Source organism: Desulfosarcina ovata subsp. ovata, assembly GCF_009689005.1.
Classification (GTDB): domain Bacteria; phylum Desulfobacterota; class Desulfobacteria; order Desulfobacterales; family Desulfosarcinaceae; genus Desulfosarcina; species Desulfosarcina ovata.
Map to the genome: position 1 here is coordinate 2,506,390 of NZ_AP021879.1, position 16,377 is coordinate 2,522,766.

Sequence of the window (16,377 nt, forward strand, 5' to 3'; positions counted from 1 at the left end):
ATGCTTTGGTTCCCACACTCCAGTGCGGGAACCAAGACCCGGGCAGATGAAAGCCATTGACGCTCCCATACGGAACATGGAACCATCAAAAGCCGGGGATAAAATCATCCCCGACTTTGTTCTCGCCACCGGTTTCAGCCGGCAGCAGGGCTCAGTCGTCCGGTTCGTCCCAATATCTGGTACACCGGTTTATGCAACATTGGGGTTGCATCGTCATACGCCTAAAACCTGACGCTCATCGCCGCCCCAAACGTCCTGTCGGTCATGGGATACCCCCTGTCGTTGGAGTATTCCTCGTCGAACAGGTTGTTGACATACAGTTTCAGCTTGGCAACCTTGACGCCATGCCAGTTGTCGAACAGCCTTTGCTCAATGGCGAAATCGAACACGTGATAGCTATCGAGCGCGACATCACGAACTTCCAGGTTGCTGGGATCGTCGTCCACGATATCAATGACCTGCTGAACCTGATCATCCTGGTATTTGTAGTCCAAAAGCAGCATGGTTCTTTCGAACAGGTTGAATCGGAGTCCTGCGTTGAAACGATGTTTGGCCCGATCGCTCAAGCTCTCGTCCGCCCACTCCTCGGGACCACCGTTGTGGGGGCCTTCGTAGCTCCATTTGTTGTAGGAGTAGCTTACGTAAAAATACAAATCCTCGTACAGGTTGCCGTTGATTTCCAAGTCGATGCCTTCCTTGTAAACTTTTTCCAACTCGATCATCCGGCGGCCCCAGATGGACTCCTTGAAGTAATCCGTGGACGCGTCGGCCCATATCCCGTAATCCCTGAAATCGTAGTGGGAAAAGTCAATATTGAAAAAGATGTTCTTCCAAATCCTTCTGTTGATCACTAAATCGTAGCCGACGCCATGGGTCGGGTCGACTTCCACGCCCGAGCCCCAGCTGCACACCTCGCAGTAGTCCCGGGGCGTCCATATTTTGCTGACCCCCAAGGACAAGGACGTATCCCTGAGCCACCGTGCCCAGCTGTCCAATTGATAGGTCAGAAAAGACTTGGGCACCAGCTCGGTATAGTTGCGTTTAACCTGCTTCGACGGATGCGATGGGTCCTTGTACGAGCCGTCCGGGTCTGAGGAGGACGGATCATTCCAGTTATCCCACCATATGTCGATGTCTTCGTAGCGCAGCCCGACAGTCCAGGTCAGGCTTGGCAAGATGGCCCACCGGTCCTGGACATATCCCGCCCAGGTTTCAACGATCTGCTCCGTGTACTTCTGGTACAGGTGCGCCGTATCCATGCCGATCACGATTTTGTGGGTGTCGAAAATCTCGAATTCGTTTTTGGCCAATCCGCCATATGACACATAGTTGGTGTCATAGCTGTTGTAATCGTAGCCATTGCGATGGTAGTGCTGGCCCTCGTCCGTGTAGTACGCACCAATGATCCAGGTTCCCCATTGGCTGGGCTGGTCGAAATCTAAGCGGATGGAATGGCCATCGTAGTCTCTTCTACAGTCGTCGTCAGGGTCTTGCCAGCGAGTGGAAACGTCGTCTGCCAGTACGTCGGGATAGGAACTGTCATAATCGTCCCTGTCCGGGTCGTTGGCCGAGGGGATCTCGCGCATCAGGTCGCTGTATGTCGCGGACACCTTTATGAACCCCTCCGACGGAAGCCTGTAGCTCAAACCTCCATTCACGGATTCGATTTCGGCGGCGTTATTTCTCAAATAGCCGTCCGTTCGGTATCTTTCATAGCCGACATTCATACTGAACCTGTCCACGCCGCCTTGAACGTTGACCGTCTGGCTCTGGGTATTGTAACTCCTGAAGTTGACCGAAACGTTGCCGTTGACTGTCGGTTTCTCGTAAATTTCCGGTTTCTTCGTCTTTAGATTGATAACGCCGCCGAATGCCTTGCCGTCGTATAGCGCGGAATGGGGGCCGTAAATAAATTCGATGCTATCCACGGTGGAAAGCGGGACCGTGGTATAGTCCAGATAGTGGTCCCCCCACCATCCGCCTGTTTTCTGGATAACCAGCCCGTCGACGGCCATCAAAAACTGGCGGGATTCGAACCCCCGCATCTGAAACGTGTCCGGTTCCGGCACCAGATCGCTTTGCCCCCTAAAATCGATCATCGCCCTGTCTTTCAATAGGTCGAATACATTGGTGGGCTCACTTGCGATGGTGTAATCCTCGACGAATACCTCTGTCTTGTTGGGGTTGATGTCCACCCGCTGAGCCTTGACCGTAATCTCTCCGAGCGATTCGGCCCGCGTTTCCTGGGAAGACTCGGTCTGCGTTTCCTGTGAAAAGACCTGCACGGCGCCAAACAGTTGCAGCCAAAACGTCGCAAGTATAAAAAATACCAAAACGATCATCAATTTCTTCATCAGAGTCTCCTCCCTTTCCCTTCTCATTTTGATTTGGTCTTCCTCTTGACGGGCGGTTGCGGCGCATAAAAAAGCCGGAAAAATTTCATCAGGAGAATCTACCGCCTCCCATTGAAGTCTTCCCGGCTTCGATATTATTGATATTTTAAATTATTGGATGAACCGAAAAAAAGCCACGAAGGTGCTGCATTGCAATGCGAGCGAAGGCCTTCCTGGCTTGGATTTTGATGCTTAGGATCGGGAATTTTATTAATTGAACAAAATTGCTTGTTCTTGCGCCCGTCTTCCGCGTTGCATCAACGGCCACATACTCCCAGTATGCAACCGTTGATGCGCCTTGAAGACGAACACAAGCCCGGCGCAATTACGTCCAATTAATTTCATCCCCGATCCTTAGTTATTTCCGGCCCTGCCGTGGGCCCAATTGTGATCGCGCCTGTCTCAATCGTTGTACCGTTAAAAATTCGCAGCTTCAGCTACAAGTTTAAGAGCATTTACTCTTATACGCTGTGTTTTTAAATGTCAAGAATCTTATCCAAACAACAGTACTGACTATACACAAGCTATCTATGCCAACCCGACGAACAAACCATAAAGGACCGGAAGTATGTAGGGTCTATAGTATTCAAAAAAAAGGACCCTTTGAAGTTCTTTCGGGACCGAGTCTTCTGAAAATACTCGTTCCATTAAATCAAATTGTTCAGCAAACGTTTAACCGTTGTGCATTTAAATGGAAAAATAAGTGAGAAAAATAAAAAGAGTAATGCGATCCTTACTATCCCTGGTTCTCGTTTTAATAGGAACCAGCCTGATCACGGCTCCTGAATCCCTGGCCATGAAATTTAAATTTACGGAAACATTGGTAAAATGGAAGTCAGCGGAGCTATAAAAGCCCAAGCTTAACAAAAACCTAACTTGACCGACTTCTTATCTTGTGGGAAGAACAATCGCACTCCAAACAAGGCATATTTTGGATAAACGCTTTTCTCATTGTATTGAGCTCAATCAATACAGGAAGGAAATTAATCAGTTTTCGTCAACCTGAAAAAAATGAAAAAAAGGAGGAGATTAATGAAAAAGGCATGGAGGAGAGGTAAAATCGTTGGCGCATTGCTTGTCAGTATGGTTTTAAGTGTTTCCATGGCCACCGCTGGACAGCACAGTAACGAATGGGGGAAGAAGAAAAATAAAGCTCAACTTGGTCCCAGACCCTCTTATCTGGTTGAGGACATGGACGACAGTGTTTTAAAAGAGGCGCTTCAACAGTGCACCGACGGCCCCTTTCAAAGGACCGATTTTTCCATCGGTCACCGTGGTGCCGCGCTTCAATTTCCCGAACACACCAAGGAATCGTATGAGGCGGCGGCCCGCATGGGGGCAGGTATCCTGGAGTGCGATGTGACATTCACCAGTGATCGTGAGCTTGTCTGCCGGCATTCCCAGTGCGACCTGCACACCACCACCAACATTGTGGATACCGATTTAGCCCAAAAGTGTAGTGTTCCTCCAGAGTTTGACGCTGATGGCAACCTCACCAACGCTGCAGACATCAAATGCTGTACCAGCGATATCACCCTGGAGGAGTTTAAATCCCTTTGCGGCAAAATGGACGCATCCAATCCCGATGCGACCACCGTTGAGGAATATCTGGGCGGTACCGCAAATTATCGTACGGATCTCTACGCCACCTGCGGCACCGTCATGACCCATGCCGAGAGCATCGAATTGTTCAAAAAACTCGGTGTGAAGATGACGCCAGAGCTTAAAAGCCCAAGTGTGGAAATGCCTTATGATGGCGACTACACCCAGGAGGCCTATGCCCAGCAGATGATCGACGAGTACAAAGCGGCTGGTGTCAATCCTAAAAATGTCTACGCCCAGTCGTTCGACCTTGAGGATGTGCTTTATTGGATCAATCATGAACCCCGATTCGGCAATCAGGCCGTTTATCTGGATGGTCGTTATGACCTTTCTGATTTCGATTATACCGACCCGGCGACTTGGAACCCGAGTATGGAGGAATTGGTAGCACAGGGCGTGAACATCATCGCCCCTCCCATCTATATGCTGCTCAAGATTGACGGTTCTGGAAATATCGTGCCTTCGACCTATGCCGAAGCAGCCAAAGCCGCCGGCCTTGATATCATCACCTGGACGCTCGAACGTTCCGGTCTGTTGAAAGACGGGGGTGGCTGGTATTACCAGTCCGTCACCGAAAATATCGACAATGACGGCGATATGTATGAGGTGCTCGATGTGCTGGCCAAGGATGTCGGCATTTTGGGCATTTTTTCCGATTGGCCAGCGACCGTTACCTTTTACTCCAACTGCATGGGGTTGAAATAAACAATCGCTGCAAGCACAACTGGTTTTGGGCAAAAAAGGCAGGGCCGGCACAGGCCCTGCCTTTTTTATTCCAAGTTCGATGAAGTAACAGCATACTAATAGAAAATGATTATCCTAACATAATTCTAACACTACGCTAACAATTCTAACTTAGTATTTTTATAGTAGGATGCCCAGGAAATCTTCTGACAATCCCACCACGTTGATATGGTTAAACGATTCAGATGAAAAGGGGGCTCCGATGATATCCAAGAACTGCAGCATTGAAGAGTTCGTAAAAGCCGTAAAAGAAAAAGAACCACAAGAAATTATTTACCTGGCCAACCAAGAAGCCACCAAATCCGACCGAATTGTTCTAAAAAAGCGAAAGAAAGCTAAAGTCGAACAATATCAAAATTATTCGCGTCAGCTGAAAGACCTGATCAACTATCACCGTTACGCCGTCAAGCCTCGTCGAAAAACAAAAATAATCTACAACCTTTACATGAAATATTGGGGGCAGACCGAACCAGCACCAACGGTTCTGCTATTACCAAAACCGGTAACAAAATTGGAGGATATCCAAAAAACAGCATGACCCTTCTGTTGCTGCAAGCTGGTTATCTGCCTGATAAGAGAAACAAATGGTGAGGGTTCCGAAAAATGAGCATACCATCAAAAATACACGCCACTGACAGGGAAAAAGCCAAACAAGATCTTGAGAATCATGCTGTCCTCATAGCTGAAGGGTATCAAAACGGAACATTGGTTGAGTTGCAAAAAGTTGGATGGCAAATGACTTGGAACTATTTGCTCAAGGATCTCCGCACTTGTTGCCCTGGATTTTCAGAAATCGAATACGGCATCGCATTGAACCAAGCTTTCGTTAAATCGGAATAAGCATGTCACCCTTCATCCAGATCAGCAATGGTGGTCTGTATGGTTTGGGATAGGTTGATGAAAGCGATTGATCATGCCTGTTACGCTGGGCGGGTGAAAAGATTGCTGCTTTAGTGACTCTGGCGTAAAACCTTACTAATGGCCACACCGATGTTCTTCATCGAGTAAGGCTTTTTAATGTACTCCTCAGCGCCCAAACGCAATGCCTCCTGGACCCGCCGGGTTTCCGAATATCCGCTGACAATGATTGCCTTTTGTTGAGGGTTGATGCCCAGTATTTGCTGATACGTCTCCAAGCCATCGATTCCAGGGTCCATGATCATGTCCAGCAGGACGACATCAAACGAATCTTTGCCAGCCAACTGTAACGCTTCTTCACCACTTCTTGCCACGGTCACAGTGTATCCCAATTTTTTTCTTGGTGTAAAATGGTTCGAAAATGTGCCCCAGGTCCGTTGCGTTGATCCCTGTCCCGCTGTCAGCAACGTCGATTACAGCGTAGTCGCTTGGTGGAATTTCTTCATAACCCGAGTGAGTTGTCGAAAGGCTGTCAAAGCGTAAATGCAGGGTGACCTTATTAGGTGTAGCCGTTGCTTCCATGGCGTTGCTGATCAGATTCATTATGACTTTGGACAGCTGATGCTTGGCGCCTATAATCTTCACCTCTGGCGAGGCGATACGATGCGATACCCGTACGTGCGAATGGTTGGACTGCAATTTGGCAAATTCCGGACTGTGAAAGTAGTCATCGATGACCTGCTTTAATTCAACCGACTCCATGTTTTCCACCGCCCTTCTAGCCAAGCTCAACAGGTCATGGACGACGGCGGCAGCGCGTTCTCCTGTCTTTCTAATATTCTGCAGCGGCTTATAGAATGGGTCTTCTTCGGATAGGTCGAGAAGCAGCATCTGGGGATAGCTGACGACACCGGAAAGGATGTTGTTCAGATCATGAGCGACCCCGCCGGCAAGGGTGCCAATGGCTTCCATCTTCTCGGCCTTCCGCAGTTGCGCCTCCAGTTCAGCCTTTTCCTGTTTACCCAGTACTTTTTCGGTGACATCCTCATAAGTTACCAATAGGTCCACGACACGATCCGCATCGTCATACAAAGGGATACGACTGACATCAATGTACCTGTGCCCGCCATCTGGTGTCACCTTCGGTTCGATTACATGGAAATCCGCAACACCCGTTTCCATGACCCGGCGGTCATTTTCATGGGAATATCTGGTTTCATCGTTTTTCCAGGGTAACTGAAGGTCGGTTTTACCTATAAGCTCCGATTGATGTTGCAGCCCGATTGATGCGTTTTTGTTTTGGTTAATCATTGGTCTTACTCATTATCGCAGTATCTAAACGCAACTTGTGTTAGATTTTTGTTAAAAATGCTTTTTACTCTATAGCTCGGCAACAGATGCACCAATAAGCTGTTGATAAAACCTTTGATAACTTTGTATTAACAACTCTTTGTGATTCGTTCAACTGCTGCTTGTAAATATTTGCGTTCAGTTTATTGATAGGGTAGGCCTTGATCATCGTTTCGGCCGGAAAGGCCACCTGGTTCCCATGCTCTGCGTGGGAACCTACATTGCGCTCCCACGCAGAGCATGGGAGCGAGGAGCAACACCATAGCCATTGGCCGAAACGATGATCAAGGCCGATAGGGTAGTATATATTGATTATGGAAGAGAGAGAATTAATTTCTTTTATTATAAGCTGTTGTGTAATGGCATTTATAATTTTTCAATGGCCTATCCTAAAAAAAATTCCCTATTCAAGAATCCTTTTGTCGAGTTTTGCAATTCTTTTTGCGAGCTGGGGATTCTCTTTAGAAGAACTTTTTTGGGAGCCTGGATTCAATTTCCTGCAGCACTTGTGCAGTGGGGTAAGTGGCGTTCTTTTGGCCATCTGGTGCAAGGCTTTGCATTCAACGAATAAAAATAAAATTAGCTAATGAACTTTGAGAGTTTCTTTGAACTTGTTGGATTATGTGGAGCCTTTGTAGCTGCTTACTATTTTTTAATAGGTTGTCTCAGTTCCGATATGATAATGGACCCTGGTATAAATGGACGGCAGACTTACGAAAAAATTATAGAACTCAAGCCTAATCAAAAAGCAATCGTATCCAGTGGATTTGCTGAAACTGAAGATGTAAAAAAAGTATTACGGATTGGTGCTGGACAATTCATTAAAAAGCCGTTTACCATATCTTTAATTGGCAAAGCAATCAAAAGAGAATTATATCGCACATAGGGTCAGACTGTCTTCTTCTGCGGCCGCTTCAGGACACCCAATCCGGACCATCATCATCGATGGTCCGGATTTCTGTTTCTTTCTTCGCGGGCGTTATCATAAACAACCGTCGTCCTCGGATGTCGCCAGTACAACAAGCTTGGGAGCGGGAAAAGAAGCGGTCCGACGACGCAGAGCCTTGAATCGCTTCCACCCACCGGTGATTTCAATCACAGCCTTCTTTTTTTCCTAAGGCCCACAAGTCCAAAAAGTCCCGAGCCAAGTAGCCACACGGCTCCCGGCAGGGGAACATGGGAACCGGGCGTGGTCTCCAACGGCCACCAGAAAACCGCCTGCAGAGACTCCAAGTCGAAGTCAGCGAGCGTCGATACCCCCCAAACGATTATCAAGAGGGCGTCCATGTTTTCCAGACCATCCCAATCGAAATCGTCTAGCGCGTCAGCGATACCAGACTGCCAAAAGGCAACGGCAAAGAAGCTGGACGGGCTGTTCCACCAGCCGTCATGGAAGCCTGCGTTTCCCGCGCCCAAGGTCGCCCCATTCCAAGACCCACCTCGCGCCCAAGGGCCGTAGCCCATTTCGGCAAACGCCCCGGCATCGTCCGAAAACCACGCTGGAGTATGCGAGGATTCTTTTCCGCCCTTCCAGTCGCCTGAATTAATGCCTTTGCCGAATCGATCCATGGAGGACTGGAAAATGCCATCCTTTTGCGGTGAACTGACCATGTACGCCTGGACAGATCCGACCGGCATCAATAAAAAGAGGGTTAATAATGTTGCGGTAATTGCTTTCATGACCATTCTCCTTTTTCTTTTTTTGTGACCATCCAATTGATTGTTTGCGGTGAATCCTTCATATCCGTCATTGAACAAGCGAGAGAAATGCCTTTCCCCCGTTTTCCATTTGCCTTAACCAGTGGGCAACCGCTTTGCATCGTCCAAACAGGTCGGATGTGCGCATGATCCGGTATTTTTCGCTGAAGGCCACGCCCAGTCCGGCGTCGTCCTCACGAACCACCCGGCCGTTCAAACTGACGCAGCCACCCGCGTCGATCGCTTCAGCCGGCCGATTGCGGCGAATCAGCAGGTTAACATGAACCGGCATACCCACCGGCAACCGCTGATCGGTCTCCAGCAGTGCGCCGCCGGTGCAGACATTGGCAGTCCGGGCTTCGAACAACAGGTCGACACAGGTGTCGTTCCCGTCATAAATCAGGCAAGGGAGTCGCAGTGTGAATCGTCGCATTTGCCGGCGTTCTTCCATGGTATGCTTCCTGTCAGCATTTGACCGATCGTCAATAAAAAAACCCGCGAAAAACTGCGCATGCAGCCTCAGCGGGCTTTCTGATGCTTGCTCCGGGCAAGTCAGCAAAGGGCCTCCAGATGGTGTCGGAAACGGTTCCGACGATAGCACCAATCAATCACACTTTTCCCGGAGGGGGTATCCGCTTGCAGTATGAATGTCGCATGAATTGGATCGGGGCATTCGTATAAGGAAATTATGAGTTTTCCGAAGCGAAAGTATTAGGAAAGGGTTAGGAAAGCTAAGAGATGGTCGTGTATTCTCTGGTGGGAACCAAACCGGCTGTCAGTTACAGGTAGCGGGCCACCCACAAGGTGGCTTCCAGACGGTTCTTTACTCCGATTTTTTTGTAGATGTTGTACAGGTGGGTTTTAACGGTGTTGGGGCTGATAAAGCACTCTTCGGCGATGCTGCTGTTGCTGGCACCGGAGGCGATGGCAATCAGTATTTCCTTTTCGCGGGCGGTGAGCATGGCTTCGGCCGCCGCAATGCCGGCGCGTCGATAATGGATGTCCATGAGAATTTTGGAGGTTATTTTGCGGGAAAACCAGAGCTCGCCCTGCAAAATCGCCTTTACGCCTTTTATGAATCGGTCCAGCGGTTCGTCGAGGTAGAAAATACCTCGAATGCACCGCTCGATCACGCGTCGTTCGAAAGCGGTACCGACATCGGGATCAACATTGAACAGAGCCATGGCCTGCTCGATGGGATCGGGAGCATCGCCCAGGCGCAGTTTGACGTTCATCTCTTCGAGGTTCAGGCCATACCCGTCCCATAAAACCAAGTCCCACGACGGCCGCTCGACAATAACCGCCCTGTCCCGAATGGCAACCTCAGCAACCTGATGCGCCCCGCCCAGTTCGGCCGCCAACATGGCCTGAAGCAGTTTGTTCTGAAATAAGTTATGGCTCACCAATCCGATCTGAAAACATTCTGCTCTCGGTTCGAAGAGCGGCGGTTCCTCTTCAAATCGACTGGGTACAATCCTGGGCGACATGGCACGCTTTCGTTAGGGTTCGCGGATTGCTGTAAAAAGGGTCGATTCCCTGCTCAGGAATGGCAACCCGAAAAAATGCAAAACGTTCGATACAACTAATACATGATTGCTAGAATTGTATTAGCCATATCTTGAATGCTATACCATCCAAGGCGCATGCCGCCGCTGAAGCCAACGACAAGATGCCCATTGGCGAAATGCTCATGCAGATCGTCCGCCCCCCCCTGAACTCATTCATGGAATCAAAACCGGGATTGCCCTGGTTCCGGCGTTATTCATCGGCACGGGGTTGCTGATCATCATCTTTTTGTACCGGCTCACGCCGACACCAAATGGGAATGCGCGGCGCTGTTGTGCGACGACACGGGCACCCCCAAGAGCGAAGAGCAGCGCCTCAAGGTTTTCGCGGACATCATGGCCAAGGCCGTGGACCGTGATGACCAGTATGTGGCCGTCTTCTTCTCCTCCGGAACTTTTGAGATGACCCATTATCTCATGGGCATGGAAGGTGCTATGATGGGCCTGTATGAAGAACCGGAATGTATGCATGAACTGATCGAGTGTTTGACCGACTATGAAATCCGTTATGCCGAGCAGATCATTGAGCGCCTCAAGCCCAACGCCTCGTTGAACCGGATAAAGCTACCCACGGTGACATTGGACAATTGGGTTGTTTCCTTAAACACCGATTTTCGCTTAACGGCAGCCCCATAAACCCGCCCCCCCCTTTCCCGGCAGGCACACCATGCTGCGCCATTGTTTCTTGACAACCTATCGTAATTTTGGCATATATTCAGTTTATAAAATAAGTTCCGATCGTTGATTTCCTTTTTTTTAATCTTTGAACCGTTTCTTTTATAATTATCCGTGGTGCGTCGCCAGTCCGGCAAACCAATGGATGACGCTGAAGGGGACCAACCGCAGGGAGATCGAAATGAAATGTAAAGAAACTGCAGTGCCGGGTATGATTCTGGGCCTGCTTTTTTTTTGTTGCTTGATGGCGTGCAGCCAGCCTGAAGAGCCGATCCGGATCGGCATTTCGACCTGGGCCGGCGTGGAACCGGCCGAACTGGCCGCACGGAAAGGGTTCTATGAAAAAAGAGGCGTGGATGTGGAAATGGTCCGCTTTTCGGCATACAAGGATTCCATCGAGGCCTTTCGCGAAGCCAAGGTAGACGCCGACATGCAGACTTTCGACGATGCTATCCGATTGTATGCGGCGGGACGAAAGATGAAGGTCGTGTTGTTCACGGATTACTCTTTCGGTGGGGATGGAATCGTGGCCCGCAAGGGGATCGACACGGTCAGTGATCTCAAGGGGAAAAAAGTCGGAGTGGAAATCGGTACGGTAAGCCACTTCTCCTTGGTGAAGGCGCTGGATACGGCGGGACTGAAGGAGGAGGACATCGTCATTGCCAGTATTCCCGCATGGGAGATAAAAGGCGCCTTCATCAAAGGAAAAATCGATGCCGGTGTCACCTGGGAGCCATATCTGACCAGCGCGGCAAAGGATGGCGGCGGCCGGGTGATCATTACGAGCCGGGACTACCCGAAAACCATCGTCACTACCATGGTGATGAGCGACGACATGATTTCTCGTCGACCGGACGATGTACAGAAAGTTGTGGCCGCCTACTTCGACGCCGTTAAGTTCATGAAGGCGCATCCTGGCGAGGCATATGCGATCATGGCGCAGGCCGAAGGCGAGAGCGTCGAAGAATTTACCGCTCATGTCGAGGGCATCCGCTATATCGATATAGAGACCAACAAGGCCGCATTCGGGACGATGCAGGACGGCGAATTATTCGACGTGGGCCGCAACCTCACCGATTTTCTTTTTGAAAAAAGCATGATCAAAACGGTTCCCGATATCGCCGGTTTGATGGACGGTGGATTCGTCAACAACCTCAGGTAGGGACTTTTCATGCTGAAGACGACCTCGTTGCGCAACAAGATCATCCTGTACATCAGCTCCGTCGCGATTGTTTTTCTGGCGGCGGGGATCTACGCGAACCTGAAAGCCGATTTTCGTATCCAGTACGAAAACGTGACGGCCAAAGCCAACGCGCTGGCCGACGAAATCGGATATGCCTTTGAAGTGCTGACCATACACGAGGACGACTATTCATTGCGACGGGTCGTCGAGCAGACTGCCACCATCGAGCTGGTCGAGGAGGTCGGTATCACCGACCGCAAGGGGCGTTACCTTGTCCACAACCGGCAAGGACGCGTCGGAGAATCGATGGCCCATCCGCTGCTCGCCCGGGTGATTGAAGAGGAAAGAAGGCATGTGTCGGTCGAGGCCGACAAGCTGGTCGTGATTCAGCCGTTGCATGGCGAGGCCTATCTGGCCCGGTACCGAAGCGATGTGATCGGGTCGATCGTCATCGTCATGGACCTCGCCCCCTTCAACGCCCGCATGCGTCAACGGGCCCTCGTCATTTCCCTGGCCACGATTGCCTTCGTTGCCCTGCTGGGCCTGTGCTTGGGCGTTGTTGTCAACCAGCTGATCATCCGGCCCGTCGGCGCCCTTTCGGTGGCCACGAAGCAGTTGACCGACGGCAACTGGGAGGCAAGGGTGGCGCACAAGCGGCAGGACGAGATCGGAGACCTGGCCTTTTCTTTCAATTTCATGGCCGGCGCGGTGGCCGAACGCGAAGAGCGCTTGCGCATTCAGAAAGAAGAAATCCAGCAGGCCAATAATGAATTGGAACGGCGCGTGGCAGAACGCACCGCAGAGCTGGTGCAAACGGCCGAACAATTGAGGCGCGAGCTCGTTTTGCGAAAGCGGACGGAGGCCTCGTTGAGGGAGAGTGAGGAAAGGCTTTCGGTCACCCTCAGCAGCATCGGCGATGCCGTGATTGCCACGGGGGTCGCAGGAGAAGTGACGCTCATGAACCCGGTTGCCGAACAGTTGACGGGCTGGACGCGATCAGAGGCTTACGGAAGGGATTCGCAGGAGATATTCAATATTGTCAACGAAGAGACGGGGATACGGGTCGAGAGTCCGGTTGAAAAGGTACTCCGCCGGGGAATCGTTGTCGGGCTGGCCAATCACACGATCCTGATTTCCAAGAACGGGGTAAAAATCCCCATCGATGACAGCGGTGCGCCGATCAGGGACGACAAGGGCAATGTTCTGGGCGTGGTTTTGATCTTCCGGGATGTAACGGAAAAGAGAAGGAGCCGCAAAGCGCTTAAGGAATACTCGGAGCGGTTGGAGGAGATGGTGGCATCAAGAACCAAGGAACTTAGGGATGCCCAGAAAGAACTCGTGCGCAAGGAACGGTTGGCGGCCCTGGGTCAGCTGACGGCCACCGTTGCCCATGAGATCCGGAATCCTTTGGGGACGGTTCGAACGTCTATTTTCTCCCTGAGTGAAAACATCGAGCGAAACGAGAAAAAGCGGGTCGATCGGGCGCTGCTGCTGGCGGAACGCAATATCCTGCGTTGCGACAGGATCATTACGGAGCTGCTGGATTTCACGCGTCAGAAGAATTTGAAAAAGCGGCCCGTCAAGATCGATTCCTGGTTGGAACATCTGTTGGCAGAGCAAACCATACCGGAGGAGATCGAATACAAGCTTGCGTTGGATACCGGCGTCTCCGTTCCCGTGGATACCGAATATCTTCGTCGCGCCGTCGTCAATGTGATCGCCAATGCGCTCCAGGCCCTTGAGGAGAAGGGGGGGACGGAGATGGGGCTGACGGTACGGACGACAATTGCCGGAGAGCGGATCGAGATTGGGGTGGCCGACACCGGACCAGGCATTTCCGATGACATACGGGAGAAGATCTTCGAACCGCTTTTCAGTACAAAAAGCATCGGTGTCGGCCTGGGGCTCTCCATCGTCGAGGATATCATGGCGGAGCACGACGGAGGCGTCGAGATCGAGAGCGAGTCGGGCAAAGGAACGGAAGTGGTCTTGTGGCTGCCGGTAGCGAAGCAAAGGCCGGCGACCAACCCAATTGATGATACTATAGTAAAATGAATAATGTTACCGTATTGATCGTAGACGATGACCGGGACTTCGCCGAAAGCCTCGCCATGGTGCTGGACGACAGGGGATACCAGGTCGATACGGTGCACAGCGGGGAAGGGGCGATCCGCAGGTTCCGCGAACAAGATTTCGACATTGCCTTCATGGACCAGCCCTTTCAAGGTAGTACTATGACTTCTTTCTCTCAGCGAGTATTTTCGCGGTTGAAACATGTGGCTTGTTTTTCATCGCAACCCGCTTCGGTTTGGGCTTTTTGGGACCTCGAGGATGCTTCTGGTACTTTGATAATTTTACGTTGCCAGCTAATTCTTCAAGCAACCGAACCAGATCACTTTCTGGCATGTCTCTAAAAACGACCCAATGGTCGCTTTCGATAACGATCATCATCCCTTGGTAGACGCCTTCGATTTCATTGGCGATGTAATAACCAGATACGTTCCGTTCTATGAAATCGACACCGTGAACACTGCCCAGTGCTGCTTTTACAACGGACATGCTGATATAGGCGACCAGAGCAACGCAAAAACCGAAAAGAGCGGCACGAGGATAGCCCAATGCATTAATTTCAGAGTTTAAATATTCAGCGAGACGCTGAAAGGCCGTTTCGATGGTCCATCGATCCCGATACAACCGGGCAACTGTTTTAGCGTTTGCTGCGCTCTTTGATAGATTCGTGATGATGAAAATCTCGGTATCACCATCACGGGTTTCACCCTTCAGCTTCACGCGAATCCGCCTGAAGGCGTGCTCTTCGCCAGCTTCATCACGAACCCGGATGGGTTGCTCGTATACGGTTCCTGTTTCGATTTTGCCGATATATTTTTCCTTTCCAATTAGCTCGAGAGGATAATTCCCATGCTCACGGATAATGAACCACGCATCCCGCTTATCGATGCCGCAGGTGAATTCAACCACGCAGAAATTGCGATCGGCAACCCAAACATCATCGGCAACAATAGTTTCAAGCACCGTTTTCAATAATGAGCGTTCTTGCGCATGGCCGTCTTCGCAAGGAAACACATCGATGGGCAGGTGCAACATCGAATCGTACACAACCAATGATTTCCCCGGAAGAGGACCTGAGGCTATGGACCGCAACTCTTTGATTCGGTGATGGCTCTTTTCGATACAGTTGCCATCAAGCAGTTTGATTCGTTTGCCAGGCAAAGGGGAGTTTTGTTTACCCAACAATCTTTGAATAATAGGTTCCACCTGCTCGGCGGCATATCGGACCAAAGCTGCCGATGTACTTGGTTCCATGCCGTTCAACTTATTGTAGATTGAGGTAACTGAAACGGCAATATCCTCTTTTGAAGCCTGGAAGGCTGCGTGAATTGATCGCTGGCTTCCCTGAACGACCTGGCTCATCAGGTAAAAAAGCGTCGAAAACAAAAGGTCCCTTGTGTATTGTTCTTTAGCGGTGTTCTCGAACCATTCGTCCAATTGCTCAGGATTCAGTACCTTCTCCATCAAACCACGAGCCATGACAGAAATCGGAGAATTCTTGATGAACGGCGTAAAAACAGGACTCAACATGATGTCACCTCCCAAATAATACAGTTTTTCTTTTTTACTGTATATTTTGGGGGTGGGTTTGTCCAGCATTTATTTAATAAGTTCATCCAGTTATGAATGGTCTTTTAGTGCTACCTTGAAAGGGCTGCCTTCATGGACGTGAAGCTGCCCGGAAAAAACGGTGTCGAAAGCTTCATGGAGATCCGGAAAATCAAGCCCGATGCCAGGGTGGTGATGATGACCGGCTACAGTGTGGAGCAACTCCTTGACAGGGCGGTGGAAAACGGGGCCTGGGGCGTACTCCACAAACCGCTGGACATGAAGGCGTTGCTGTCGATGATCGAAAAAAACCAGCCTCACGGCATCGTGATCGCCGACGACGACCCGGATTTTGTCGCCAGCATCCACGAGCTGCTGACAGGCAATGGATACCGTGTCTTTGTGGCAACCAACGGCCGGGAAGCGGTGGAGCGTATCTTATCCAACGGGATCGACGTGCTGATCCTGGATCTTCGGATGCCCGTGCTCAACGGCCTGGAGACTTACCTGGAGTTGAAAAGAGCCGGTCGTGTCGTTCCGACGATCATCAGCACGGCATTCATGGATGAGGAGACGGGAACGATAGAGAAGCTCAGGAGCCTATCCGTCAGCGGCGTGTTGAGAAAACCATTCGATCCTGCGGAACTGCTGAAAGCGGTCGAACACCTGGCGATGCGGAAAAAGGGATGAT

The 16,377-nt window shown here is 50.6% G+C and carries 16 protein-coding genes and 1 pseudogene; 10 read left to right on the top strand and 7 right to left on the bottom strand.

The annotated features are described in order from the left end of the window. Positions 1-221 precede the first annotated feature (221 nt). Positions 222-2,354 carry a TonB-dependent receptor, FCYXU motif-type gene (locus GN112_RS11265; protein ID WP_155310305.1) on the bottom strand — a complete coding sequence of 711 codons (2,133 nt, stop codon included), beginning with the start codon at positions 2,352-2,354 and terminating at the stop codon, positions 222-224. A 1,071-nt stretch (positions 2,355-3,425) separates the two neighbouring features. Between GN112_RS11265 and GN112_RS11270 the strand changes: the two genes are divergently transcribed. The 3 genes from GN112_RS11270 to GN112_RS11280 all read left to right on the top strand — a co-directional run bounded on the left by GN112_RS11270 (position 3,426) and on the right by GN112_RS11280 (position 5,579). Next, entirely contained in the window at positions 3,426-4,700 is a 1,275-nt protein-coding gene (locus tag GN112_RS11270) for a glycerophosphodiester phosphodiesterase family protein (protein WP_155310306.1), read from the top strand. Positions 4,701-4,941: 241 nt separating this feature from the next. After that, positions 4,942-5,277: a hypothetical protein gene (locus GN112_RS11275; protein WP_155310307.1), complete on the top strand. Its 336-nt coding sequence runs from the start codon at positions 4,942-4,944 to the stop codon at positions 5,275-5,277. A 65-nt stretch (positions 5,278-5,342) separates the two neighbouring features. Beyond that, positions 5,343-5,579: a hypothetical protein gene (locus GN112_RS11280; protein WP_155310308.1), complete on the top strand. Its 237-nt coding sequence runs from the start codon at positions 5,343-5,345 to the stop codon at positions 5,577-5,579. A 110-nt stretch (positions 5,580-5,689) separates the two neighbouring features. On the opposite strand, the gene GN112_RS11285 is transcribed toward GN112_RS11280, so the two are convergent. Both GN112_RS11285 and GN112_RS11290 read right to left on the bottom strand, forming a co-directional pair. Continuing rightward, positions 5,690-5,977 (bottom strand): response regulator transcription factor, encoded by a 288-nt coding sequence (locus GN112_RS11285; RefSeq protein ID WP_162458882.1) that lies wholly within the window; start codon positions 5,975-5,977, stop codon positions 5,690-5,692. Then, on the bottom strand, positions 5,955-6,908 hold the full coding sequence (locus GN112_RS11290) for a sensor histidine kinase (RefSeq protein ID WP_155310310.1): 954 nt from the start codon (positions 6,906-6,908) through the stop codon (positions 5,955-5,957). The genes GN112_RS11285 and GN112_RS11290 overlap by 23 nt, the downstream gene beginning before the upstream one ends. A gap of 307 nt (positions 6,909-7,215) precedes the next feature. Here GN112_RS11290 and GN112_RS11295 point away from each other — a divergent pair, with 307 nt between their 5' ends. Together GN112_RS11295 and GN112_RS11300 are read left to right on the top strand one after the other, a co-directional pair. Continuing rightward, positions 7,216-7,518, top strand: coding sequence for a hypothetical protein (locus GN112_RS11295; protein ID WP_155310311.1), 303 nt, complete (start codon positions 7,216-7,218; stop codon positions 7,516-7,518). 15 nt (positions 7,519-7,533) lie between these two features. Beyond that, positions 7,534-7,833, top strand: coding sequence for a response regulator transcription factor (locus GN112_RS11300; RefSeq protein ID WP_155310312.1), 300 nt, complete (start codon positions 7,534-7,536; stop codon positions 7,831-7,833). 209 nt (positions 7,834-8,042) lie between these two features. Here GN112_RS11300 and GN112_RS11305 read toward each other — a convergent pair whose 3' ends face one another. From GN112_RS11305 to GN112_RS11315, 3 genes are all read right to left on the bottom strand, one after another. Continuing rightward, positions 8,043-8,627, bottom strand: coding sequence for a VPLPA-CTERM sorting domain-containing protein (locus GN112_RS11305; protein WP_162458883.1), 585 nt, complete (start codon positions 8,625-8,627; stop codon positions 8,043-8,045). A gap of 67 nt (positions 8,628-8,694) precedes the next feature. Next, complete coding sequence (locus tag GN112_RS11310; RefSeq protein WP_155310314.1) at positions 8,695-9,096, bottom strand: PilZ domain-containing protein; 402 nt, start codon at positions 9,094-9,096, stop codon at positions 8,695-8,697. Between the two features lie 328 nt (positions 9,097-9,424). After that, positions 9,425-10,132 (bottom strand): LuxR C-terminal-related transcriptional regulator, encoded by a 708-nt coding sequence (locus tag GN112_RS11315; protein ID WP_155310315.1) that lies wholly within the window; start codon positions 10,130-10,132, stop codon positions 9,425-9,427. A 351-nt stretch (positions 10,133-10,483) separates the two neighbouring features. Here GN112_RS11315 and GN112_RS11320 point away from each other — a divergent pair, with 351 nt between their 5' ends. From GN112_RS11320 to GN112_RS35230, 4 genes and pseudogenes are all read left to right on the top strand, one after another. Beyond that, a complete protein-coding gene (locus GN112_RS11320; RefSeq protein WP_155310316.1) occupies positions 10,484-10,846 on the top strand; it encodes a uroporphyrinogen decarboxylase family protein in 363 nt (120 codons plus the stop codon). Positions 10,847-11,066: 220 nt separating this feature from the next. Continuing rightward, positions 11,067-12,047 (top strand): ABC transporter substrate-binding protein, encoded by a 981-nt coding sequence (locus tag GN112_RS11325; protein WP_162458884.1) that lies wholly within the window; start codon positions 11,067-11,069, stop codon positions 12,045-12,047. Between the two features lie 9 nt (positions 12,048-12,056). Continuing rightward, the gene (locus tag GN112_RS11330; protein WP_155310318.1) at positions 12,057-14,123 is read left to right on the top strand and encodes a HAMP domain-containing sensor histidine kinase; all 2,067 of its coding nucleotides are present in this window, start codon (positions 12,057-12,059) and stop codon (positions 14,121-14,123) included. Continuing rightward, positions 14,120-14,272 (top strand): annotated as a pseudogene (locus GN112_RS35230) (response regulator); the annotation flags it as partial. The gene GN112_RS11330 and the pseudogene GN112_RS35230, both read left to right, overlap by 4 nt. Positions 14,273-14,300: 28 nt before the next feature. Here the strand turns inward: GN112_RS35230 and GN112_RS11340 are convergent. Next, a complete protein-coding gene (locus tag GN112_RS11340; RefSeq protein WP_197743311.1) occupies positions 14,301-15,737 on the bottom strand; it encodes an IS4 family transposase in 1,437 nt (478 codons plus the stop codon). A gap of 63 nt (positions 15,738-15,800) precedes the next feature. On the opposite strand from GN112_RS11340, the gene GN112_RS11345 reads away from it, so the two are divergent. Beyond that, entirely contained in the window at positions 15,801-16,376 is a 576-nt protein-coding gene (locus GN112_RS11345; protein WP_155310320.1) for a response regulator, read from the top strand. Position 16,377 lies beyond the last annotated feature (1 nt).

Coding starts and splice junctions, on each gene's coding strand:
- GN112_RS11330 (WP_155310318.1), top strand. CDS start 12,057: ATGCTGAAGACGACCTCGTTGCGCAACAAGATCATCCTGTACATCAGC.
- GN112_RS11265 (WP_155310305.1), bottom strand. CDS start 2,354: ATGAAGAAATTGATGATCGTTTTGGTATTTTTTATACTTGCGACGTTT.
- GN112_RS11300 (WP_155310312.1), top strand. CDS start 7,534: ATGAACTTTGAGAGTTTCTTTGAACTTGTTGGATTATGTGGAGCCTTT.
- GN112_RS11345 (WP_155310320.1), top strand. CDS start 15,801: ATGGACGTGAAGCTGCCCGGAAAAAACGGTGTCGAAAGCTTCATGGAG.
- GN112_RS11270 (WP_155310306.1), top strand. CDS start 3,426: ATGAAAAAGGCATGGAGGAGAGGTAAAATCGTTGGCGCATTGCTTGTC.
- GN112_RS11325 (WP_162458884.1), top strand. CDS start 11,067: ATGAAATGTAAAGAAACTGCAGTGCCGGGTATGATTCTGGGCCTGCTT.
- GN112_RS11305 (WP_162458883.1), bottom strand. CDS start 8,627: ATGAAAGCAATTACCGCAACATTATTAACCCTCTTTTTATTGATGCCG.
- GN112_RS11280 (WP_155310308.1), top strand. CDS start 5,343: ATGAGCATACCATCAAAAATACACGCCACTGACAGGGAAAAAGCCAAA.
- GN112_RS11340 (WP_197743311.1), bottom strand. CDS start 15,737: ATGCTGGACAAACCCACCCCCAAAATATACAGTAAAAAAGAAAAACTG.
- GN112_RS11290 (WP_155310310.1), bottom strand. CDS start 6,908: ATGATTAACCAAAACAAAAACGCATCAATCGGGCTGCAACATCAATCG.
- GN112_RS11310 (WP_155310314.1), bottom strand. CDS start 9,096: ATGGAAGAACGCCGGCAAATGCGACGATTCACACTGCGACTCCCTTGC.
- GN112_RS11315 (WP_155310315.1), bottom strand. CDS start 10,132: ATGTCGCCCAGGATTGTACCCAGTCGATTTGAAGAGGAACCGCCGCTC.
- GN112_RS11275 (WP_155310307.1), top strand. CDS start 4,942: ATGATATCCAAGAACTGCAGCATTGAAGAGTTCGTAAAAGCCGTAAAA.